Source organism: Kitasatospora sp. NPDC057965 (genome assembly GCF_042887135.1).
GTDB lineage: Bacteria > Actinomycetota > Actinomycetes > Streptomycetales > Streptomycetaceae > Kitasatospora.
On the sequence record NZ_JBHVPZ010000042.1, the window covers coordinates 1 to 17,103 of the forward strand.

Annotated in this window: 21 protein-coding genes and 1 pseudogene; 12 read left to right on the plus strand and 10 right to left on the minus strand. The window is 75.8% G+C overall.

Annotated features, from left to right (window positions below):
- The 8 genes and pseudogenes from ACFVVU_RS35415 to ACFVVU_RS35450 all read left to right on the plus strand — a co-directional run.
- Positions 1 to 518: pseudogene (locus tag ACFVVU_RS35415) on the plus strand (hypothetical protein); the annotation flags it as partial.
- Positions 502 to 915 carry a roadblock/LC7 domain-containing protein gene (locus ACFVVU_RS35420; RefSeq protein WP_355366824.1) on the plus strand — a complete coding sequence of 138 codons (414 nt, stop codon included), beginning with the start codon at positions 502 to 504 and terminating at the stop codon, positions 913 to 915. The pseudogene ACFVVU_RS35415 and the gene ACFVVU_RS35420, both read left to right, overlap by 17 nt.
- Complete coding sequence (locus ACFVVU_RS35425; RefSeq protein ID WP_380689216.1) at positions 912 to 1,262, plus strand: DUF742 domain-containing protein; 351 nt, start codon at positions 912 to 914, stop codon at positions 1,260 to 1,262. Before ACFVVU_RS35420 ends, ACFVVU_RS35425 begins: the two co-directional genes overlap by 4 nt.
- Positions 1,263 to 1,320: 58 nt before the next feature.
- Positions 1,321 to 1,890: an ATP/GTP-binding protein gene (locus ACFVVU_RS35430; protein ID WP_380689218.1), complete on the plus strand. Its 570-nt coding sequence runs from the start codon at positions 1,321 to 1,323 to the stop codon at positions 1,888 to 1,890.
- Positions 1,887 to 3,482, plus strand: coding sequence for a cytochrome P450 (locus ACFVVU_RS35435; RefSeq protein ID WP_380689214.1), 1,596 nt, complete (start codon positions 1,887 to 1,889; stop codon positions 3,480 to 3,482). The genes ACFVVU_RS35430 and ACFVVU_RS35435 overlap by 4 nt, the downstream gene beginning before the upstream one ends.
- Positions 3,479 to 4,588 (plus strand): cytochrome P450, encoded by a 1,110-nt coding sequence (locus tag ACFVVU_RS35440; protein WP_387793996.1) that lies wholly within the window; start codon positions 3,479 to 3,481, stop codon positions 4,586 to 4,588. Before ACFVVU_RS35435 ends, ACFVVU_RS35440 begins: the two co-directional genes overlap by 4 nt.
- A 50-nt stretch (positions 4,589 to 4,638) precedes the next feature.
- Complete coding sequence (locus tag ACFVVU_RS35445) at positions 4,639 to 4,905, plus strand: hypothetical protein (RefSeq protein WP_380686224.1); 267 nt, start codon at positions 4,639 to 4,641, stop codon at positions 4,903 to 4,905.
- A gap of 5 nt (positions 4,906 to 4,910) precedes the next feature.
- Positions 4,911 to 5,153 carry a hypothetical protein gene (locus tag ACFVVU_RS35450; RefSeq protein ID WP_380715609.1) on the plus strand — a complete coding sequence of 81 codons (243 nt, stop codon included), beginning with the start codon at positions 4,911 to 4,913 and terminating at the stop codon, positions 5,151 to 5,153.
- Here ACFVVU_RS35450 and ACFVVU_RS35455 read toward each other — a convergent pair.
- Together ACFVVU_RS35455 and ACFVVU_RS35460 are read right to left on the minus strand one after the other, a co-directional pair.
- Positions 5,143 to 5,961: an isocitrate lyase/phosphoenolpyruvate mutase family protein gene (locus ACFVVU_RS35455; RefSeq protein WP_380686228.1), complete on the minus strand. Its 819-nt coding sequence runs from the start codon at positions 5,959 to 5,961 to the stop codon at positions 5,143 to 5,145. The two genes, ACFVVU_RS35450 and ACFVVU_RS35455, sit on opposite strands and share 11 nt — an antisense overlap.
- A gap of 11 nt (positions 5,962 to 5,972) precedes the next feature.
- The gene (locus tag ACFVVU_RS35460; protein WP_380686230.1) at positions 5,973 to 6,455 is read right to left on the minus strand and encodes a carboxymuconolactone decarboxylase family protein; all 483 of its coding nucleotides are present in this window, start codon (positions 6,453 to 6,455) and stop codon (positions 5,973 to 5,975) included.
- A gap of 217 nt (positions 6,456 to 6,672) precedes the next feature.
- Between ACFVVU_RS35460 and ACFVVU_RS35465 the strand changes: the two genes are divergently transcribed.
- Complete coding sequence (locus ACFVVU_RS35465) at positions 6,673 to 7,458, plus strand: NRDE family protein (RefSeq protein WP_380686232.1); 786 nt, start codon at positions 6,673 to 6,675, stop codon at positions 7,456 to 7,458.
- A gap of 22 nt (positions 7,459 to 7,480) precedes the next feature.
- On the opposite strand, the gene ACFVVU_RS35470 is transcribed toward ACFVVU_RS35465, so the two are convergent.
- The gene (locus tag ACFVVU_RS35470) at positions 7,481 to 8,041 is read right to left on the minus strand and encodes a hypothetical protein (RefSeq protein WP_387793997.1); all 561 of its coding nucleotides are present in this window, start codon (positions 8,039 to 8,041) and stop codon (positions 7,481 to 7,483) included.
- Between the two features lie 157 nt (positions 8,042 to 8,198).
- Here ACFVVU_RS35470 and ACFVVU_RS35475 point away from each other — a divergent pair, with 157 nt between their 5' ends.
- Positions 8,199 to 8,669 carry a HEAT repeat domain-containing protein gene (locus tag ACFVVU_RS35475; protein WP_380686237.1) on the plus strand — a complete coding sequence of 157 codons (471 nt, stop codon included), beginning with the start codon at positions 8,199 to 8,201 and terminating at the stop codon, positions 8,667 to 8,669.
- 60 nt (positions 8,670 to 8,729) lie between these two features.
- On the opposite strand, the gene ACFVVU_RS35480 is transcribed toward ACFVVU_RS35475, so the two are convergent.
- From ACFVVU_RS35480 to ACFVVU_RS35490, 3 genes are read right to left on the minus strand one after another with little or no spacing between them, the layout of a single operon-like run.
- Positions 8,730 to 9,374 carry a dihydrofolate reductase family protein gene (locus ACFVVU_RS35480; RefSeq protein WP_387793998.1) on the minus strand — a complete coding sequence of 215 codons (645 nt, stop codon included), beginning with the start codon at positions 9,372 to 9,374 and terminating at the stop codon, positions 8,730 to 8,732.
- Positions 9,371 to 10,597, minus strand: a complete 1,227-nt coding sequence (locus tag ACFVVU_RS35485) for an RNA polymerase sigma factor (protein WP_380686241.1) — start codon at positions 10,595 to 10,597, stop codon at positions 9,371 to 9,373. Before ACFVVU_RS35485 ends, ACFVVU_RS35480 begins: the two co-directional genes overlap by 4 nt.
- 41 nt (positions 10,598 to 10,638) lie before the next feature.
- The gene (locus ACFVVU_RS35490; protein WP_355366863.1) at positions 10,639 to 11,010 is read right to left on the minus strand and encodes a YciI family protein; all 372 of its coding nucleotides are present in this window, start codon (positions 11,008 to 11,010) and stop codon (positions 10,639 to 10,641) included.
- 229 nt (positions 11,011 to 11,239) lie between these two features.
- Here ACFVVU_RS35490 and ACFVVU_RS35495 point away from each other — a divergent pair, with 229 nt between their 5' ends.
- Positions 11,240 to 12,634, plus strand: coding sequence for an MATE family efflux transporter (locus ACFVVU_RS35495; protein WP_387793999.1), 1,395 nt, complete (start codon positions 11,240 to 11,242; stop codon positions 12,632 to 12,634).
- 12 nt (positions 12,635 to 12,646) lie between these two features.
- On the opposite strand, the gene ACFVVU_RS35500 is transcribed toward ACFVVU_RS35495, so the two are convergent.
- Together ACFVVU_RS35500 and ACFVVU_RS35505 are read right to left on the minus strand one after the other, a co-directional pair.
- Positions 12,647 to 13,540 (minus strand): sigma-70 family RNA polymerase sigma factor, encoded by an 894-nt coding sequence (locus tag ACFVVU_RS35500; protein WP_380684056.1) that lies wholly within the window; start codon positions 13,538 to 13,540, stop codon positions 12,647 to 12,649.
- Positions 13,541 to 13,639: 99 nt separating this feature from the next.
- A complete protein-coding gene (locus tag ACFVVU_RS35505) occupies positions 13,640 to 14,593 on the minus strand; it encodes a hypothetical protein (RefSeq protein WP_387794000.1) in 954 nt (317 codons plus the stop codon).
- Positions 14,594 to 14,677: 84 nt separating this feature from the next.
- On the opposite strand from ACFVVU_RS35505, the gene ACFVVU_RS35510 reads away from it, so the two are divergent.
- Entirely contained in the window at positions 14,678 to 16,138 is a 1,461-nt protein-coding gene (locus tag ACFVVU_RS35510) for a PLP-dependent aminotransferase family protein (RefSeq protein WP_387794001.1), read from the plus strand.
- Positions 16,139 to 16,204: 66 nt separating this feature from the next.
- Here ACFVVU_RS35510 and ACFVVU_RS35515 read toward each other — a convergent pair whose 3' ends face one another.
- On the minus strand, positions 16,205 to 16,396 hold the full coding sequence (locus ACFVVU_RS35515) for a DUF6126 family protein (RefSeq protein ID WP_380684059.1): 192 nt from the start codon (positions 16,394 to 16,396) through the stop codon (positions 16,205 to 16,207).
- Positions 16,397 to 16,428: 32 nt separating this feature from the next.
- The gene (locus ACFVVU_RS35520; protein ID WP_380684060.1) at positions 16,429 to 17,091 is read right to left on the minus strand and encodes a helix-turn-helix domain-containing protein; all 663 of its coding nucleotides are present in this window, start codon (positions 17,089 to 17,091) and stop codon (positions 16,429 to 16,431) included.
- Positions 17,092 to 17,103: the final 12 nt, after the last annotated feature.

Here is a 17,103-nt window from a genome sequence, read left to right on the forward strand (position 1 = left end):
CGACCGCCCCGTACGACCCGGCGGAGGCCGTCGGCCACCCGCCCGTGCACCCGCCGGCCGCCGACGGTTCGCCGGCGTTCGCCCCGCCCGCCGCGGCCCCGGCGGGCGGCCCGCCGGCCGCCGACGCCCCCGCGTACGGCACCACCCCGCCGCCGCTGCCCCGCCGGAGCCACCGGCGCGGCCGAGCCGCCACCCGGCACGCGGCCAACGCCGCCACGCCGCCGGCTCCGCCGTACCGCTCGGCGCAGCAGGCGCAGGCGTTCATGTCGATGTTCCAGGCCGGTACCGCCAGCGGCCGCTCGGCCGCCCGGGCCAACTCCCAGGCCCAGACGGCGTACCGGCCCCAGGCCGAAGCCCCCTCGCAGGACCGGGCCCGCCCCCGCGGCCCGTTCGGCCAGGAGCAGGGCCCGGTCCATCCCTCGGGCCTCTCCCCGGCCCCGGCCCCGCACGACCCTTCCCTTCCCCCTTCCCCCCAGCTTCCCCAGCGTTCCGGAGAGTTCCATGACCACCAACCCTGACCTCGGCTGGCTGCTCGCCGACATCATCAACGTCCCCGAGGTCCAGCACGCCGTCGTGGTGTCCAACGACGGCCTGGAGATCGGGCGCAGCGAGGGCATCGTCCGCGAGGACGCCGAGCGCCTCGCCGCCGCCTGCTCCGGCCTGCAGTCGCTGGCCCGCGGCGTCGCCCAGGGCTTCGGCGGTCACCACAGCTCCACCCGGCAGATCATCATCGAGTACGGCGGCGGCTACCTCTTCATCGTCGCCGCCGGCGCCGGCGCCCACCTGGCCGTGGTGACCGGCGAGGCCGTCGACGCCGGCCTGGTCGCCTACCAGATGCAGGTCCTCGTGGAGCGGATCGGCACCCATCTCACCAGCCCGCCGCGCGCCGACCTCGCGGCGGGGGGCCACCGGTGAGCGGCGGCCCGGTCCGCCCCTACGTCATCACCGGCGGCCGCAGCCGCTCCACCCGCCCCGAGCTCGCGATCGAGAGCCTGGTCAGCGCGTTACCGGAGCGGCCCGAACTGCCCGAGGACGCCCTGCTCAACCGCGAGCACCAGCGGATCGTCGACCTCTGCCGCAGCCTGCTGTCGATCGCCGAGGTGGCGGCCCATCTGGGGCTGCCGCTCGGCGTCGTCAAGGTGCTGGTCGGCGACCTCTGGGACCTCGGCGCCGTCCAGGTGCTCCCGCCCGTCCCGCAGGCCGAGCGCCTGCCCACCACTCTCCTGGAAGAGGTGCTCGTTGGCCTCCGCCAACTCCGCTGACGCGCTCGCCGGGCCGCCCGCCGCCGAGCCCTTCGGCCCGCCCGCCGAGCCCCAGTACCTGCCGCCGTCCGTCCAGGGCGCGGTGAAGATCCTGGTCACCGGCCCCTTCGGGGTCGGCAAGACCACGCTGGTCGGCTCGCTCAGCGAGATCACCCCGCTGCGCACCGAGGAGACCATGACGGCCGCCAGCGCCGGGGTGGACGACCTGACCGGGCGCGGCGACAAGACCACCACCACGGTGGCGCTGGACTTCGGGCGGATCACGCTCAACCGGCGGCTCGCGCTGTACCTGTTCGGCACGCCCGGCCAGCAGCGGTTCTGGCCGCTCTGGGACGACCTGTCGCGCGGCGCGCTCGGCGCGATCGCGATGGTCGACCTGCGCCGTCCGGACGAGAGCTTCGACGTGCTCGGGCGGCTGGAGGAGCAGCAGATCCCGTTCGCGGTCGCGGTCAACACCTTCCCCGACGCGCCCAGTTACCCGGAGGAGGAGCTGCGCGCCGCGCTGGACCTGCTGCCCGGGGCACCGATCCTGCACTGCGACGCACGGGACCGGCGGGCGGCATACGACCTGCTGATCGACTTCGTCGACCACCTGCACCGCACCGCCGTACTGGAGCTGCACGGATGACCGTTCCCGAGCCCGCCGGCACGGCCGCCGTCCCGCCGCCGGGGTGCCCGGCCCACGCGGGCGGTCCCGTCCACGCGGGCGGCCCCGGCGGCGCGGCGACCCACCACGGGACGCTGCCCGGCGGGCTGCCCGTCGGGGTGCCGCTCACCCCGCTGTACGGCGCCGCCGTCGCCGACGACCCGCACGGCCTGTACGCCCGGCTGCGCGCCCAGTACGGCCCGGTGGCGCCGATCGAGCTGGAGCCCGGGGTGGAGGCCTGGCTCGTCCTCGGCTACCCCGAGCTGCTCGAACTCACCCGCAACGAGGCACTGTTCTCCAAGGACTCGCGCCGCTGGCGGGTGCCCGCCGAGGGCCGGCTGTCCCCCGACTCGCGGCTCCAGCCGATGACCGCCTGGCGGCCCACCCTGCTCAACCTGGACGGCGCCGAGCACCAGCGGCTGCGCGCCGCCGTCGCCGACACGCTCGCCCAGATCGACCACCGGCAGCTGCGCGGGACCACCGAGGCCTCCGCCAACGCGCTGATCGACAGCTGGGGTCCGGACGGCACCGCCGACCTGGTCACCCAGTACGCGCGCCGGCTGCCGCTGCTGGTCTTCACCCAGCTGCTCGGCCTGCCCGCCGACGCCGGTCCGCACCTCATCCGGCTGATCAGCCACATCGCCGACAGCGGCGCCGAATCGGTGCGCGCCAACCAGGAGTTCCAGGCGATCGTGGTCGACCTGGTGCGGCGCCGCCGGGCCACGCCCAGCGCCGACCTGACCTCCTGGCTGCTGGCCCACCCGGCCGCGCTGACCGACGAGGAGGCCGTGCACCACCTGGTGGTGATGATGGTCGCCGGCAACGAGACCACCATCTGCTGGACCGGCAACACGCTGCGGCTGCTGCTCACCGACCGCCGGTTCCGGGCCACCCTCACCGGCGGGCGGCTGACCGTCGCCGACGCGCTGGAGGAGGTGCTCTGGCGCGATCCGCCGACGCAGAACTTCCCCGGCCGCTGGGCCACCGCCGACACCGTGCTCGGCGGCCAGTACATCAGCCGGGGCGACATGCTCGTGCTCGGCCTGGCCGCCGCCAACGCCGACCCGGCCGCCCAGGCTCCCGGGGCGGCCGGGCACGCCGCGCTCGGCAGCAACCGGGCGCACCTGGCCTGGGGCGCGGGCAAGCACGTCTGCCCGGCCCAGCACCCGGCCCGGATCATCGTCGAGACCGCCGTCGAGACCCTGCTGCACCGCCTGCCGGACCTCCAACTGGCCGTACCGGCCCATGAGCTGGCCTGGCGGCCGTCGCCCTGGTCGCGCGCCCTGGTCAGCCTTCCGGTGCTCTACAGCGCCTTCACCCCGCCCCGCCCGCCAGCCCCCGAGAGGCCCTCCGCATGGACACCGCCGCAGCTGCCGTACCCGCCCCCGGAAGACCTGGACCCGAGCGATCCGGTCCCGGTGGGCCCGGCCTCGGTGGAGGAGACGGCGGCCGGTTCGGGCCCGTCCGGCTCGACGCCCTCGGACGCGACCAGCACGGGGAGAACGCCCGCCTCCGGGAAGCCGGTCCGGCGGTCCTGGTGGAGCTCCCTGGCGGGGTGGTGGTCTGGGCAGTGACCCACCACGACACCCTGCAGGAGCTGCTCGCCGACCCCCGGGTCGGCAAGGACCCGCGGCTGTGGACGACGTTCCGGGAGGGGCGGCTGCCCGAGGGCTGGCCGCTGCTCACCTTCGTCACCGTCCCCGGCATGATCACCGCCGACGGCGAGGACCACCGCCGGCTGCGCGGCCTGGTCACCCAGGCGTTCACCCCGCGCCGGGTCGCCGCGCTGCAGCCCGCCGTCGAGGCCCGGGCCACCGCGCTGCTCGACCGGATCGCCGATCTGGTGGGCGGGTCTGCCGACGGGTCGGGGGCCGGGACGGAGGGTGGCTTCGATCTGCGCGAGCACTTCGCCTACCCGCTGCCGATGCACGTGATAGGCGAGCTGCTCGGCCTACCGCCCAAGCAGCAGGACGAGCTGCACGAGCTCTCCGACACCCTGGTCTCCAGCTCCGCCACCCCCGAGGCCGCCGTCGCCGCGCAGCGCTCGCTGTTCGCGCTGCTCGCCTCGGTGGTCGCCGCCAAGCGGGCCGAGCCCGGCGACGACCTCACCACCGCCCTGATCGCCGCCCGCGAGGACGACGACCGGCTCAGCGAGAGCGAGCTGGTCGGCACCCTGCTGCTGATGCTGGTGGCCGGCCACGAGACCACGCTCAACCTGATCACGAACGCCGTCCGCGCCCTGCTCGCCCACCCCGAGCAGCTGCGGCTGGTGCTGGACGGCACGGTGCCGTGGTCGGCGGCCGTCGAGGAGACGCTGCGCTACGACTCGCCGGTCGGCCAGTTCCCGCTCCGCTACGCGACCGAGGACATCCCGGTCGGCGACACGGTGATCCGGCGGGGCGAGGCGCTGCTCGCCTCCTACGCCGCCGCCGGGCGCGACGACGCCCACTTCCCGGACGCGGACCGCTTCGACCTCACCCGGCAGCCGAGCCGGCACCTGTCCTTCGGGCACGGCCCGCACTTCTGCCTCGGCTCCGGGCTCGCCCGGCTGGAGGCCGAGACGGCGCTGCGGCTGCTGTTCGAGCGCTTCCCCGCGCTGGCGCTCGCGGACGGGCCGGAGCCGGAGCCGATCGGCTCGTTCGTCAGCAACAGCGTGCGGACGCTGCGGGTGACCGTCTGAGCCCCGTCGCGGCCGAGTGACCGAGGGCGGCCCGGGTCGTTGGGGGGTTCATGAAGAAACTCGCCACCCTGGCCGCCCTCACCCTGGCCGGTCTCGCCGCCGCCGCGCCCGCCGCTTCCGCCGCCACCTCCACCGCGTCCTCCCCCGACGCGCTCGGCGGCCTGTCCAACGGGCTCACCCTGTCCCCCGCCGACCTCGTCATCCACAAGGCGAAGGACCTGCCGCTGGTCGGCAAGGCCGCCACCGAGATCGAGGCCATCGGCACCGGTCAGATGACCCACCCGGGCCTCAGCGGCCAGATCGGGCAGGGCTTGTGACCGGCGTGCGGCGGCCCGCGGCGCTCGTGCTGGGCGCGCTGGCGCTGGCCGTCGCGCCGGCGCCCGCGTTCGCCTCCGCGCCCGCGGACACGCCCGCGCCCGCACCGGACTTCACCGCCGCCGCGACCTGCCTCCAGGAGGTGGCGGTCGTCCCGGCACTCGGCAGCCACGCCGCCGGACCCACCCACTGCGCCGACGGCACCGCGCTCGACCACGTCGCGGGCACGGTGGGCTCGCTCACCCGGTGACGTAGAGCCGCTGCAGCTCCCCGTAGTCCAGCCCGCCGTCGAGCCCGGTGTACGTCCCGCCCGTGTACACCTCCTCGGCGGCGCGGCGCACCGCCGCGTACGCCGCCTTCGCCAGGCCCGGCCCCAGACTGACCCGGGCCACGCCCAGCGCCGCCAGCTCCGGCACCGACGGCGAGCCCGGGCCCGCCAGCACGTTCAGCGGCGCCGGCACGGCCTCGACCAGCGCGGCGATCACCGCCGGGTCGGCCACCCCCGGCACGAACACACCGTCCGCGCCCGCCTCGACGTAGGCCCGCAGCCGGGCCACCGCCTCGTCCGGACGCCCCTCCGGCGCGCCGAGCCGCCGCAGGAAGACATCGGTGCGGCCGTTGACGAACAGCGGCACGCCGGCCGCGTCCGCCGCCGCCCGGGCCGCCGCGATCCGCTCGGCCGCCTCGGCCGCGGGCCGGTCGCCGTCCTCCAGGTTGACGCCCACCGCGCCGGTGGCCAGCAGTTCGGCGACCGTCCCGCCGACGCCGGCCGCGGTGTCGGCGAACCCGCTCTCCAGGTCCGCGGTGACCGGCAGCGACCCGGCCGCGCGGACCACCAGCGCGGTCTGCGCCAGCACCGCGTCCCGGTCGGCGGCGTCGCCGTCGGCGCAGCCGAGCGCCCAGCTGACGCTCGCGCTGGCGGTGGCGAGGGCCGGCGCCCCGGCGGCCGCGACCAGGTGGGCGCCCAGCGCGTCCCACACGTTCGCGAGCACCAGCGGTGCTCCGGGGCGGTGGAGTTCGTGCAGGCGGCGGGCCTTGTCGCGCTGTTCGGCGCTCATCGCGGCGGCCCCTACTTCGCGGCCGGGCTGAGCCTGGAGGTCACGCCGATCCGGTTCCAGGCGTTGATGGTGGTGATCATCGCGATCAGCTGGGCCAGCTCGCCCTGCTCGAAGTGGGCGGCGGCCTCGGCGTAGACGGCGTCCGGCACGTGCCCCTGGGTGAGCAGGGTGACCGACTCGGTCAGCGCGAGGGCCGCGCGCTCCTTGGCGGTGAACCAGGAGGTCTCGCGCCACGCGGGGAGGGAGAGCAGCCGGTGCTGCTGCTCGCCGTTCTTGAGCGCGTCGGTGGAGTGCATGTCGATGCAGTACGCGCAGCCGTTGATCATCGACGCGTGCACCTTGACCAGCTCGGCGAGCACCGGGTCCAGGCCGATCCGGGCGGCGCGCTCCACGGCGATCATCGCCTTGTAGTACTCGGGCGCCAGATCGGGAAGGGAGATCCGCTGCGCCGGGGCCGACACGGTGGTTTCGGTGCTGTCGTTCGTCGTCGTCATGACCACCAGCCTAGGAACCCGGCGGCCCACTGTCCCGGTACGTTCGGCCACCGGAATCATGGGCCACTTCAGGCCCGACGTCCGGGGTGCGGGCGGCGAGTCCGGCACGACCGGACGGAAGAGCGCGCACCACTCCCGGTCGGCGAACGGGCGTGCGAGGATCGCGGGGAGGGTGGTGCGGACGAGGTCAGGGGGACGGGACGTGTGCACGGCGTTCGTGAGCATCGAGCCGGCGGCGGCGGTGCCGGTGCTGCTGCTGTCGGTGCGGGACGAGTACGCCGGGCGGCAGTGGGCGCCGCCCGGGCGGCACTGGCCCGCGCAGCCGTCGGCCGTCGGCGGGCTGGACCTGGTCGCGGGCGGGACCTGGCTCGCGGTGCGGCCGGGCGGTTCGGAGCCCGTCGCCGCATGCCTGCTGAACGGTTTCGGCACCCTGGCACCGGCGCGGGCGCGGCTGTCGCGCGGTGAACTGCCGCTGCTCGCCGTCCGGGGCGGCCGGGTCGGCGACCTGGACCTCGACCGCTACGACCCGTTCCACCTGGTGGTCGTCCGGCCCACCGGCGCCCGGGTGCTGAGCTGGGGCGGGAGCGGCGGCCGGCTCGCCGAGGTGGAGCTGCCGACCGGCCTGAGCGTCGTCCTCAACGACGGGCCGGAGGGGCTGGCCGAGAACCGCACCGCCTCCGAGCGGATCCGCACCCTGATGGCCGCCCGCGCCGCCCACTTCCGGGCCCGCTTCGCCGCCGAACCCCGGCCGCAGCCGCACCCCGGCGCCGCGAGCGCCGAGCAGGCGTGGGGCCGCTGGCTGCCGATCGCCACCGGCGACGGGCTCGCGCTCGACGACCCCGCCGCGCTGGTCCAGCGGCGCGAGTTCGGGGACGGCCGGATCTGGGGCTCGTCCTCGGTCTCGCTGCTGGCCCTCGGCGCCGGGACCGTCCGCTACGACTTCGCCGCCCTCCCCGTGGAGCCGGACGGCGCCGGCGAGGGCTGGCGGCGGGTGGAGCTGTAGGCCCGGGTCGGGGTGGACCGGCTCAGTCGTGGAGCGTGACGCCGGGCAGGGGGCCGCCGGCGGCGTCGAACAGCGGGGTCCCGCACTCGCAGTGTTCGCCGGCCGGGGTCTCGCCCGGCGGCAGTTGCCAGACCAGCATCTGCGCGCAGTCCGGGCAGTTCAGGCTGATCAGGGTCTCCTCGGGCGCCGAGCCCCAGGCCCTCACCGGGAGGTCCTCGTGCGTCAGCCCGGTCAGCTCGCCCTCACCCGTCGCCGCGACCAGGAGCTCGTAGGTGTCGGTGCCGCTCTCCCGCACCGCGAGCGTGCAGCCGAGCTCCGCCAGCACCGCGGACAGATGATCGAGCTGGCGGACCGGGAAGTCACCACGGCTCGGCGTCGGATCGGCCTCGGCCGCGCGGTAGAGGCCGCCGGTGTCGACGCCCACCGGATCCACCCCGAAGGCCCGTACCCGGCCGGCCACGAACGCCGCCAGCTCGCCCGGGGTCTCCTCCCCGGACCAGTCCATGCCGAACATCACGCCGTCGACCCGGACCCCTCGGGCGCGCTCGTCAGGGGTCAGGACCAGTTCTTCCAGCTCCGTCATGATGATCACGCTATCCCCGCCGTGGCGGCGCAGGAAGCCGGCGAGCCCAAAACCCTTTGCCGGGAGCACCGTTCGCCGTCACCCTGGGGGGATGCTGGGATTCGTCAGAACGGACAACGAAGCCCTCGTCTCGTGCTTGGGCGATGCACAACGCACTGTGGCGGCGTACCGGGAACTGCTGCGCCGCGGCGACCACGCGCTCGACGCGATCCGCGGCGGGCTCTCCCACGAGGACGCCGCGGTCCGCGAAGGGTGCTGCCGGCTCCTCGACCACCTGGTCGACGTCGACTCCATGGACCAGCTGATCACCATGGCCGACGATCCCGACGCCCGCGTCCGGATCGCCGCGTTCCATGCGCTGGCCTGTGACCGCTGCAAGGGCGACACCTGTGCGCCGGGCGCGGACCGGGTTCTCGCGCCCGGGATCCGGCATCTGGCCGCCGATCCCGATCCGCACGTCCGGGCCAGGGCCGTCGAGCTCGTCGGCAAGTTCGTTCACACCAGCGCGGACGCCCTGGCGGCCCTGCGCTCGGCGCAGGCCCACGACCCCAGCCCGACCGTCCGGAAGGTGGCCGGCTGGTACGTCCCCGGCGGGAGCGTCCACCGGCGCACCCGCCCGAGGGCGTAGCGCCCCGCCGGCCACGGTGGCGCGGGGGCCCCAGACTGCCCGGGGCCCCCGACGTCCGTCCTACTTCCGCCAGAACAGGTGGTGCGTCACCCCGCTCGGGCTGGGCACGACGTCCAGGTGGAAGCGGTCGCGCAGCTCGTCCGGGGACTCCCAGAGCTTCAGCCCGGTCCCGAGCTCCACCGGCGAGACCGCCACGTGCAGGGTGTCGACCAGGTCGGCGTCCAGGAACTGCCGGATCGTGGTCACCCCGCCGCCCAGGCGGACGTCCTTGCCCCGGGCCGCCTCCTTCGCCCGGCCCAGGATCGTGGCCGGGTCGCCCTCGACGAAGTGGAACGTGGTGTCGGAGAGGGTGATCGAGGGCCGCGGGTGGTGGGTCATGACGAACACCGGGGTGCGGAACGGCGGCTCGTCCCCCCACCAGCCCTGCCACTCCAGGTTCTCCCAGGGGCCGCGCTGGGGGCCGAACTTGTTGCGGCCCATGATCTCGGCACCGATGTTGCGGGGGTAGTCGCGGGTCAGGTAGTCGTCCAGCCCCCGGCTGCCGCCCGGGTCGGTGCGCATCGGCCAGCTCGCCGTGGCACCGGCCCAGGAGAACAGCCTCTCCGGCCGGACGTGGCCGAACGGCCGCTCCAGGGTCTGGTCCTCACCGGCTCCGATGCCGTCGGCCGAGACGTTGAAGTTCTGGACCCGCAGTAGTTGACTCATGTGTTCCTCCGATCTGCGCCGGCCTCCAGCCGGCGGGCGTTTTCGGTCAGGTGGCGGCGTTCCGGGGCGCTGGGGGCACGGCGGGCGGCTTCGCGGTAGACGTCCGCCGCCGTCGGGTCGCCGAGGAGTTCCAGGAGGTGGGCCCGGGTGGCGAACAGGCGGTGGTGACGGGCGAACCGCTTGTCCGCCTCCAGCGGGGCGAGGGCGGCCAGCCCGGCCTCCGGTCCCCCGACCATCGCCAGCGCCACCACCCGGTTGAGGGCGGTGAAGGGGTTCTCGCCGAACCGGGCCAGCAGCAGGTCGTAGAGCACCAGGATCTGCGGCCAGTCCGTCGACCCGGCGTCCGGCGCCTCGTCGTGGACGGCCGCGATCGCCGCCTGGAGCTGGTACGGACCCACCTGGCCGCGCGGGAGGGTACGGCTGATCAGCGCCACCCCCTCCTCGATCAGCGCGGGGTTCCACCGCGAGCGGTCCTGCTCCGCCAGTGTCACCAGCTCCCCGCCCGGCCCCGTGCGCGCCGGACGGCGGGCGTCCGTGAGCAGCATCAGGGCGAGCAGGCCCGCCGTCTCGGCGTCGTCCGGGACCAGCCGGAGCAGCAGCCGGGTCAGGCGGATCGCCTCGGCGGAGAGTTCCGGCGCGGTGAGGTCGTCGCCGTTGCTCGCCGTGTAGCCCTCGTTGAAGATCAGGTAGAGCACCTGGCGGACCTCGGCGAGCCGTTCCACGAGCTGCCCGGCGGGCAGCCCGGCGGTCCGGACGGTCTGCTTCGCCCGGCTGATCCGCTGCGCCATCGTCGCCTCCGGCACCAGGAACGCCGCCGCGATCTGCGCCGTGCCGAGGCCGCCGACGACCCGCAGGGTGAGCGCGATCCGGCTGGGTGCGGACAGGTCCGGGTGGCAGCAGAGGAAGAGCAGGTGCAGCGAGTCGTCCCGGTCGGCGGCGGGCGCCGCGTCCGGCGGGGGGCCGAGCAGCGCGGACTGCGGCGTGGCGAGGGCCAGCGCGTCCTCGCGGCGGCGACGGGCCGCCTCGCTGCGCACGGCGTCGGTCAGCCGCCGTCCGGCGACCGTCACCAGCCAGCCCCGCGGGTTCTCCGGCATCCCCTCGGCCGGCCACTGGGTGGCGGCCGCCAGCAGCGCCTCCTGGACGGCGTCCTCGCAGGCGTCGAAACGTCCCCGCCCGTGGCGGCGCACCAACGCCCCGAGGGCCTGTGGCGCGAGATCGCGCAACAGGCCCTCCAGGTCCCCCGGGCCGGGCGGTCGGCCGCCGTTCACACATCCGCCGAGGGGGCCGGGGACTCGTGCAGGATCGGCCACAGCTCGACCGGCTCGACGTCCGCGAACGGCATGTCGGCGGCGATCTGCTGGGCGCGCTCCAGGCTCTCGCAGTCCAGCAGGTAGAAGCTGGCGATGTACTCCTTGGTCTCCAGGTACGGCCCGTCGGTGACCGCCGGCAGACCGTCCGCGCGCCGCACCAGCTGGGCGGCGGCGGCGTCCGCCAGGCCGTAGGCGCCGAACAGCTCGCCGGTCTCCCGGTACTTGGTGTTGAACGCCTCCTGCTTGGCGATCGCGGCCGGCCACTCCTCGGCCGGGAACGCGTCCCACTTCGCCTGGTTGCCGTAGATCATGGCGACGTACTTCATCTCGGGTGTCCTCCCGTCCCGCGTGCCCCTCGCGGCGCGCTCTCACCCCTCGGTCGGAGCGGGCCGCCGGGCCTCGACATCCATCGGCAAGATTTCCCGACATCTTTTCCCACCTCGGCGCCGGGCGCTCCGGAGGCGGGCCGCGGGCGCGTCCGGGCTTCCGTGCGGGGCCGGAAATTTGGCATGGTCGGCGGACGACGTGCGAATCGTGCGAACGGGCGGGGGAGCCATGCCACAGACGACCGTGCCACCACCGACCGTGCCACCACCGACCGTCCGCCGGATCGCGGGCTTCGCCGCACCCGTCGCGCTGAGCGAGGCGATCGCGCTCGGCGCGCAGTTCGCGGTGGCGGCGATGCTGGGGGCGGCCGGCGGGCACGCGCTCTACCTGCGGTCGCTCTACACGCCCGTCGCCTTCCTGCTGGTGGCGCTGAACGTCGGCCTCTCGACCGCGCTCCAGGTGGTGGCCGCGCGCGCCGCCGGGAGCGGGCGGCGTGCCGAACTGCCCGGCCACCTCGCCGCCACGGCCCGGCTCGGCGCGGGCTGCTACCTGATGTGCGGCGCCGTCGTGGCGGCGGGCGCCGGGCCGCTGGGGGCGCTGCTCGACGTGCCCGCCGCCGACCGGACGCCGTTCCTCGCCCTGCTGGCCGCGATGGTGGCGGTGAACGCCGTCGGCGCGCTGGGCGAGCTGTGCGCGGCCGTGCTGCGGGGCTCCGGCGCGACCGGACGGGGGATGCTGCTGACGCTCACCTCGGCGGGTCTGCTGCTGGCCGGGGTCGGCGGGCTGGGGCTCGGGGCGGGCTGGGGGCTGACCGCGCTGCCGGTCTCCGCCCTGGTGGCCGGGGTGGTGGAGCTGCTGCTCGGCGCGGTGCTGCTGCGGCGGGCGGGACTGCTGCGGGCCGGACTGCTGCGGGCGGCATGGCCGCGCCGGGCCGACGGGGGCCGGGGCGATGGGAGCCGGGGCGAGGTGCGGGCGGCGGCGCTGTCCGTCGGGGTTCCGGTCGCTGCCTCGTTCCTGCTGCTCTGCGCCGTCAACCTGGCCCTGCTGCGCGTGGTCTCGCCGTTCGGCCCGGGCGCGGTGGCCGGGTTCACCCTCGGCTCGACGCTGCAGAGCGCGGTGATCGTCCCGGCCGTGGGGTTCGGCTCCGCGATCGCGATCCTGGTCAACCAGGCGGCCGCGGCCGGTGACCGGACCGCCGCCCGGCGGGCCGTGCGGTCCGGCGGCCTGCTGACCGCGGGCTGCTACCTCGCCGTGACGGCGGCGCTGTGGACGGCGGGCGCGCCGCTGGCCGCCCGGCTCTCCGACGACCCGGCCACCGCCGGGCAGGCCGTGCGCTTCCTCCAGCTGGCCGGGCCGTCGTTCGGCTGCACGGCGCTGGCGCTGACCGCGCTGACCCTGCTGGAGCAGACCGGACACGGCGTCGTCGCGTTCGCGCTGAACCTCGTGTACTTCGGCGCCGTGATCGCCGTGGGCGGGCGGCTGAGCGCGGCCCGGCACTCCACCGACCCGCTGTACCTGACCATGACGGCCGGGGCCTGCCTGGGCGTCACGGTCTGCTGGACGGTGCTGTGGTGGCTGCTCCACCGGCGGCCGGACCGCCGGTGGAGCAGCCACCCGGAGTGAGGGCCCGGGGCGTCAGGCCGCCGCCAGGCCGAGGCGCCCCAGGCGCTCCGGGTCGGTGAAGATGTTCAGCTCGACGATCCTGCCGCCGCGCACCGTGAACGCGGCGAGCGAGACCGGGCGGCCGTCGGCGAACGCGGCCACCGCCGGCTCGCCGTTGACCAGCACCGGGCGGGACTCCCCGGCGAACTGCGCGCCGAACAGGCTCGCCCCGGCCGCCACCTCGTTCGCGCCGAGCCGGAAGGTGGCCGGCCGCAGCGCGCCGCCGTCGGAGCGGGCCACCACGTCCGGGTCGAGAACGGTGAGCAGCGCGTCGAAGTCCCCGCCCCGGGCGGCGGCCAGGAACGCCTCCACCACCGCGCGGCGCAGCGCCAGATCGGCGTCCGGCACGGGCGCGGCGCCCTGGACCCGGCGGCGGGCCCGGCTGGCGAGCTGGCGGGTGGAGGCGGAGGTGCGGCCGAGGATCGGGGCGATCTCGTCGAACGGCACCGAGAACAGGTCGTGCAGCACGAACGCCAGCCGCTCCGCCGGGGCCAGCGTCTCCAGCACAATCATCAGCGCGAGGCCGACCGAGTCGGCGGTGAGGATCTCCTGCTCCGGGTCGACGGCCCGAGCTCCGCCGATGATCGGATCGGGCAGCCGGACCTCCCGGCCGTCCTGCTCCTGCAGCGGGTCCTCGCGCCGGGCGACGCGGGAGCGCAGCAGGTCCAGGCAGACCCGGCCGGTCACGGTGGTCAGCCAGCCGCCCAGGTTGGCGACCCCGCCGACATCCGTGCGGCTCAGCTTGAACCACGTCTCCTGGACGGCGTCCTCGGCCTCGCTGAGCGAGCCGAGCATCCGGTAGGCGACCGCCCGGAGATGGGGCCGGTGCTGCTCGAACCGCTCGGCCAGAAGGTCTTCCCCGTTCATCTGCCACACCCTCGCGTCGGGATCCGTCGGTTCACTGACGGACGTTAACCGTTCGGCGTGACGCGGACGCGCGCGCACCGAGCCGGGGGACGGGTGGTCTCAGGGCCGACGGGGTCCGCGGGCCGACGGGGACGGACCGCCGGAGGGGCGCGGACGCGGCCGGCCGGGCGGGTGGGGCGGACGGGCGGCACCGAGCGCGGCCTGGCGGCGCTGGATCTCCCGCCAGATCCGCGGCGGGCACGGACCCTGCGGGCGGTCGGAGAGGAAGCTCTCGTACGGCACCCGGCGCGGCACCATCCCGATCTCCACCCAGGACGGCTTGCCGGTCCAGTCCCAGCCCTCGTGCTCCATCCGGATGTAGTCGGGGCGGTGGTCCTTGTCCTTGCTCGTGATCTGCAGGACCTCCGCGTACCCGGCCCGGACGCCCACGACCACGCAGTAGTGCCGCGCCGCCTCCGCGCGGTCGCGGAAGGGCACCATCGCCACCCACACCTCCCCCGCCGCCGGGCGGGTGACGGTGGCGGTGCGCGACGGGGCGCCGTCCGTGCCCGGCGCCGTCCGGCGGGGCCGGGGGCGCTCCACCAGGCCGCCGGACCAGGCGCGGACGCCCAGCCGCCACGCCCACGCGAACACGCCCACCACGAGGCACTGCAGGGCGTAGCCGTTCGCCGCCACCGGATCCTGGCCGACGCCGAAGACCTTCGGGACGAGGTACTCGCCGACCAGGTGGGCGACCAGCGAGCAGGCGGCGGCCAGCACGGCCGCCCGGGCCGGCACCACCCACCGGGCGACGGCCCGACGGCCCCGGGACGCCTGCCGGTCCACCAGCAGGGCGACCGCGTAGGCGATGCCCACCAGGATCACCACCTGCCCGGGGGTGGTGTGCAGCGGCGGGGTCTGCGCCCGCATGAGGGCCGGGACCAGGACCGGCAGGGCGAGCGGGTAGCCCAGCACGGCAAAGAGGACCGGCAGCAGGAAGGTCCCCAGGCAGCCCCCGCGGCCGGGCCGCCGTCTTCGCTGCGGAACCGCCGAACTCCCGTACTGGTACGCCATGTTCGCCACCCCCACCGCGGTCGTGCGTCGGGCGCAATGTATCGGACATCCGGGGGCGGCGGGGGTTGCGGCGATAATCCCGCCATGAGCCGCCCCCGAACCACCCGCGCCGCCGCCCCCTGGACCGCGTTCGGCGGCGATCTGCACCTCGACCTCGGCGAACGGCGCACCGCCGGGGCCGGACTGCGCGCGGCCCTGGAGGACGCGCTGCGCGAGGCCGTCCAGGACGGGCGGCTCGCGCCCGGCACCCGGCTGCCGTCCTCCCGGGCCCTCGGCGAGGACCTCGGGATCGCCCGGAACACCGTCGTCGAGGCGTACGGCCAGCTGACCGCCGAAGGCTGGCTCAGCTCCCGGCAGGGGTCCGGGACGACGGTCGCCGAACGCACCGCGCCCCGGCCCGCCGGCCGGGCCGTCGAGGTGTCGGCGGGCCGCCGCCCCACGGGGCGGCACGACCTGCTCGCCGGGCGGCCGGACCTCTCGCTGTTCCCCCGGACCGCCTGGCTGGCCAGTGCCCGCCGGGCGCTGGCCGTCGCCCCGCACGAGGCCTTCGACTACGGCTCCCCGCTGGGGCGGATCGAGCTGCGGCGGGCGCTCGCCGACTACCTGGCCCGGGTGCGGGGCGTGCGCACCGATCCGGACCGGCTGCTGATCTGCGCCGGCTTCGGCCAGGGCCTCGGCCTGCTGGCCACCGCCCTGCGCGAGCGAGGGGCCGGGCGGGTGGCCGTCGAGACGTACGGGCTGCCGCCGCAGCGGGCCGTCCTGCGGGCGGCCGGGCTCGGGCTCGCGCCGCTGCCGCTGGACCGCGCCGGGGCGCGGACGGACCTGCTGGCCGGGCTGACGGGGGAACGGGTCGGGGCGGTGCTGCTCACCCCCGCGCACCAGTTCCCGACCGGCGCCGCCCTGGCCGCCGAGCGCCGCTCGGCCGCCGTCCGCTGGGCCCGCGAGCACGACGGGTACGTGATCGAGGACGACTACGACGGCGAGTTCCGCTACGACCGGCAGCCGCTCGGCGCGATGCAGGCGCTCGACCCGGACCGCGTGGTGTACGGCGGCACCGCCGCCAAGAGCCTCGCGCCCGGCCTGCGGCTGGCCTGGCTGGCACTGCCCGACGAACTGGTCGAGCCGGTCGGTCGGCTCAAGGACCTGGCGGACACCATGAGCCCGGTGATCGACCAGCTCACCTTCGCCGAACTGATCACCTCGGGCCGCTACGACCGGCACGTGCGGCGCTGCCGGCTGCACTACCGTCGCCGCCGGGACCTCCTGGTCGCGGCGCTCGCCGAACGGGCCCCGCACGTCCGGGTCACCGGCATCGCCGCCGGGCTGCACGCCGTCCTGGAACTGCCGCCCGGCTCCCGCCCGGAAGCGGAGCTGGTGAGCCGCGCCCGCGCCGCCGGTCTGGTCCTCACCGGCCTCGGCTGGTACCTCACCGAGCACGCCGCCGCGGACGCCCCGCCGGCCCTGGTCGTCGGCTACGCCACCCCGCCCGACCACGCCTTCCCCGCCGCCCTCGACGCCCTCTGCGAGGTGCTGCGCACGGCCTGAGGAAGCCGCGTCGCGGCAGGCCGGAGGCCGCCGGGGGTGGGCCTCGGCGGCCTGGGGCGGGAGGGGCTACTTGTTGCGGCTGCCCAGTTCGAACAGGAGCATGATGAAGCCGGCGAAGATGTGGATGCCGGCGGTGTAGATCACCAGGCGGTGGTAGACGCGGCGGTTGGCCCACTTGCCCGCGTCCATGGTCTTCGGCGCGTTCTCGTCCCTGGTGTCCGGGGCGGGCAGGGCGGGGGTTGCGGCGGTCTCGGCCATCGGGATCATCCTCCGGGTTTCCTGACGTCGGGTCAGTGGTGCGGGGCGGCGGGGCCGCCGCCGAGGCAGAGTTCGCCGCCGGGGCTCTGCAGCAGGGTGTGCATGAAGAGCAGTTCGACTCCGGACGAGGAGTCGGCGGCGATGCAGTGCGGGGTGAGCGAATCGAAGTGGGCGGAGTCGCCCTCGTCGAGCAGGTGGACGCGTTCGCCGAGGGTCAGCTTCAGCCGGCCCTGGAGGACGTACAGCCATTCCTCGCCGGGGTGGACGCGGACCACGGCGTCCTGCACGCCCGGGGGGACGTGCACGCGCAGCGCCTGCATGGCCCGGCCGGGGGCGCCGGTCCGGCGGTAGCCCCAGCCGCCGGCGCGACCGGGTTCGATCGCGCCGCCGCGCACCACCGGGTCCGGCTCGGTGTAGGTCTCGCCGAGCAGACCGGACACGGAGGTGCCGTAGGCGCGGGCGAGGCCGAGCAGGACCGGCAGCGAGGGCTGCCGGCGTCCGGTCTCCAGTCGGGACAAGTAGGCTGGGGACAGACCGATCCGGGCGGCGGCGACCTCCAGGGTGAGGCGGCTGCCGAGCCGGTGGTCGCGCAGCCGCGCGGCGAGGCCGGCCACCTCCTGCAGCTCGTGCTCCTCGACGGGGGCGACGGGAGCGGCGGAAGCCTCGGGCTGGGGACCGGCTGGGCTGGTGGTCATGTGTCCAGTGGA

Coding starts and splice junctions, on each gene's coding strand:
- ACFVVU_RS35435 (WP_380689214.1), top strand. CDS start 1,887: ATGACCGTTCCCGAGCCCGCCGGCACGGCCGCCGTCCCGCCGCCGGGG.
- ACFVVU_RS35515 (WP_380684059.1), bottom strand. CDS start 16,396: ATGGCCGAGACCGCCGCAACCCCCGCCCTGCCCGCCCCGGACACCAGG.
- ACFVVU_RS35510 (WP_387794001.1), top strand. CDS start 14,678: ATGAGCCGCCCCCGAACCACCCGCGCCGCCGCCCCCTGGACCGCGTTC.
- ACFVVU_RS35520 (WP_380684060.1), bottom strand. CDS start 17,091: ATGACCACCAGCCCAGCCGGTCCCCAGCCCGAGGCTTCCGCCGCTCCC.
- ACFVVU_RS35460 (WP_380686230.1), bottom strand. CDS start 6,455: ATGACGACGACGAACGACAGCACCGAAACCACCGTGTCGGCCCCGGCG.
- ACFVVU_RS35445 (WP_380686224.1), top strand. CDS start 4,639: ATGAAGAAACTCGCCACCCTGGCCGCCCTCACCCTGGCCGGTCTCGCC.
- ACFVVU_RS35420 (WP_355366824.1), top strand. CDS start 502: ATGACCACCAACCCTGACCTCGGCTGGCTGCTCGCCGACATCATCAAC.
- ACFVVU_RS35455 (WP_380686228.1), bottom strand. CDS start 5,961: ATGAGCGCCGAACAGCGCGACAAGGCCCGCCGCCTGCACGAACTCCAC.
- ACFVVU_RS35505 (WP_387794000.1), bottom strand. CDS start 14,593: ATGGCGTACCAGTACGGGAGTTCGGCGGTTCCGCAGCGAAGACGGCGG.
- ACFVVU_RS35500 (WP_380684056.1), bottom strand. CDS start 13,540: ATGAACGGGGAAGACCTTCTGGCCGAGCGGTTCGAGCAGCACCGGCCC.
- ACFVVU_RS35490 (WP_355366863.1), bottom strand. CDS start 11,010: ATGAAGTACGTCGCCATGATCTACGGCAACCAGGCGAAGTGGGACGCG.
- ACFVVU_RS35495 (WP_387793999.1), top strand. CDS start 11,240: ATGCCACAGACGACCGTGCCACCACCGACCGTGCCACCACCGACCGTC.
- ACFVVU_RS35470 (WP_387793997.1), bottom strand. CDS start 8,041: ATGACGGAGCTGGAAGAACTGGTCCTGACCCCTGACGAGCGCGCCCGA.
- ACFVVU_RS35480 (WP_387793998.1), bottom strand. CDS start 9,374: ATGAGTCAACTACTGCGGGTCCAGAACTTCAACGTCTCGGCCGACGGC.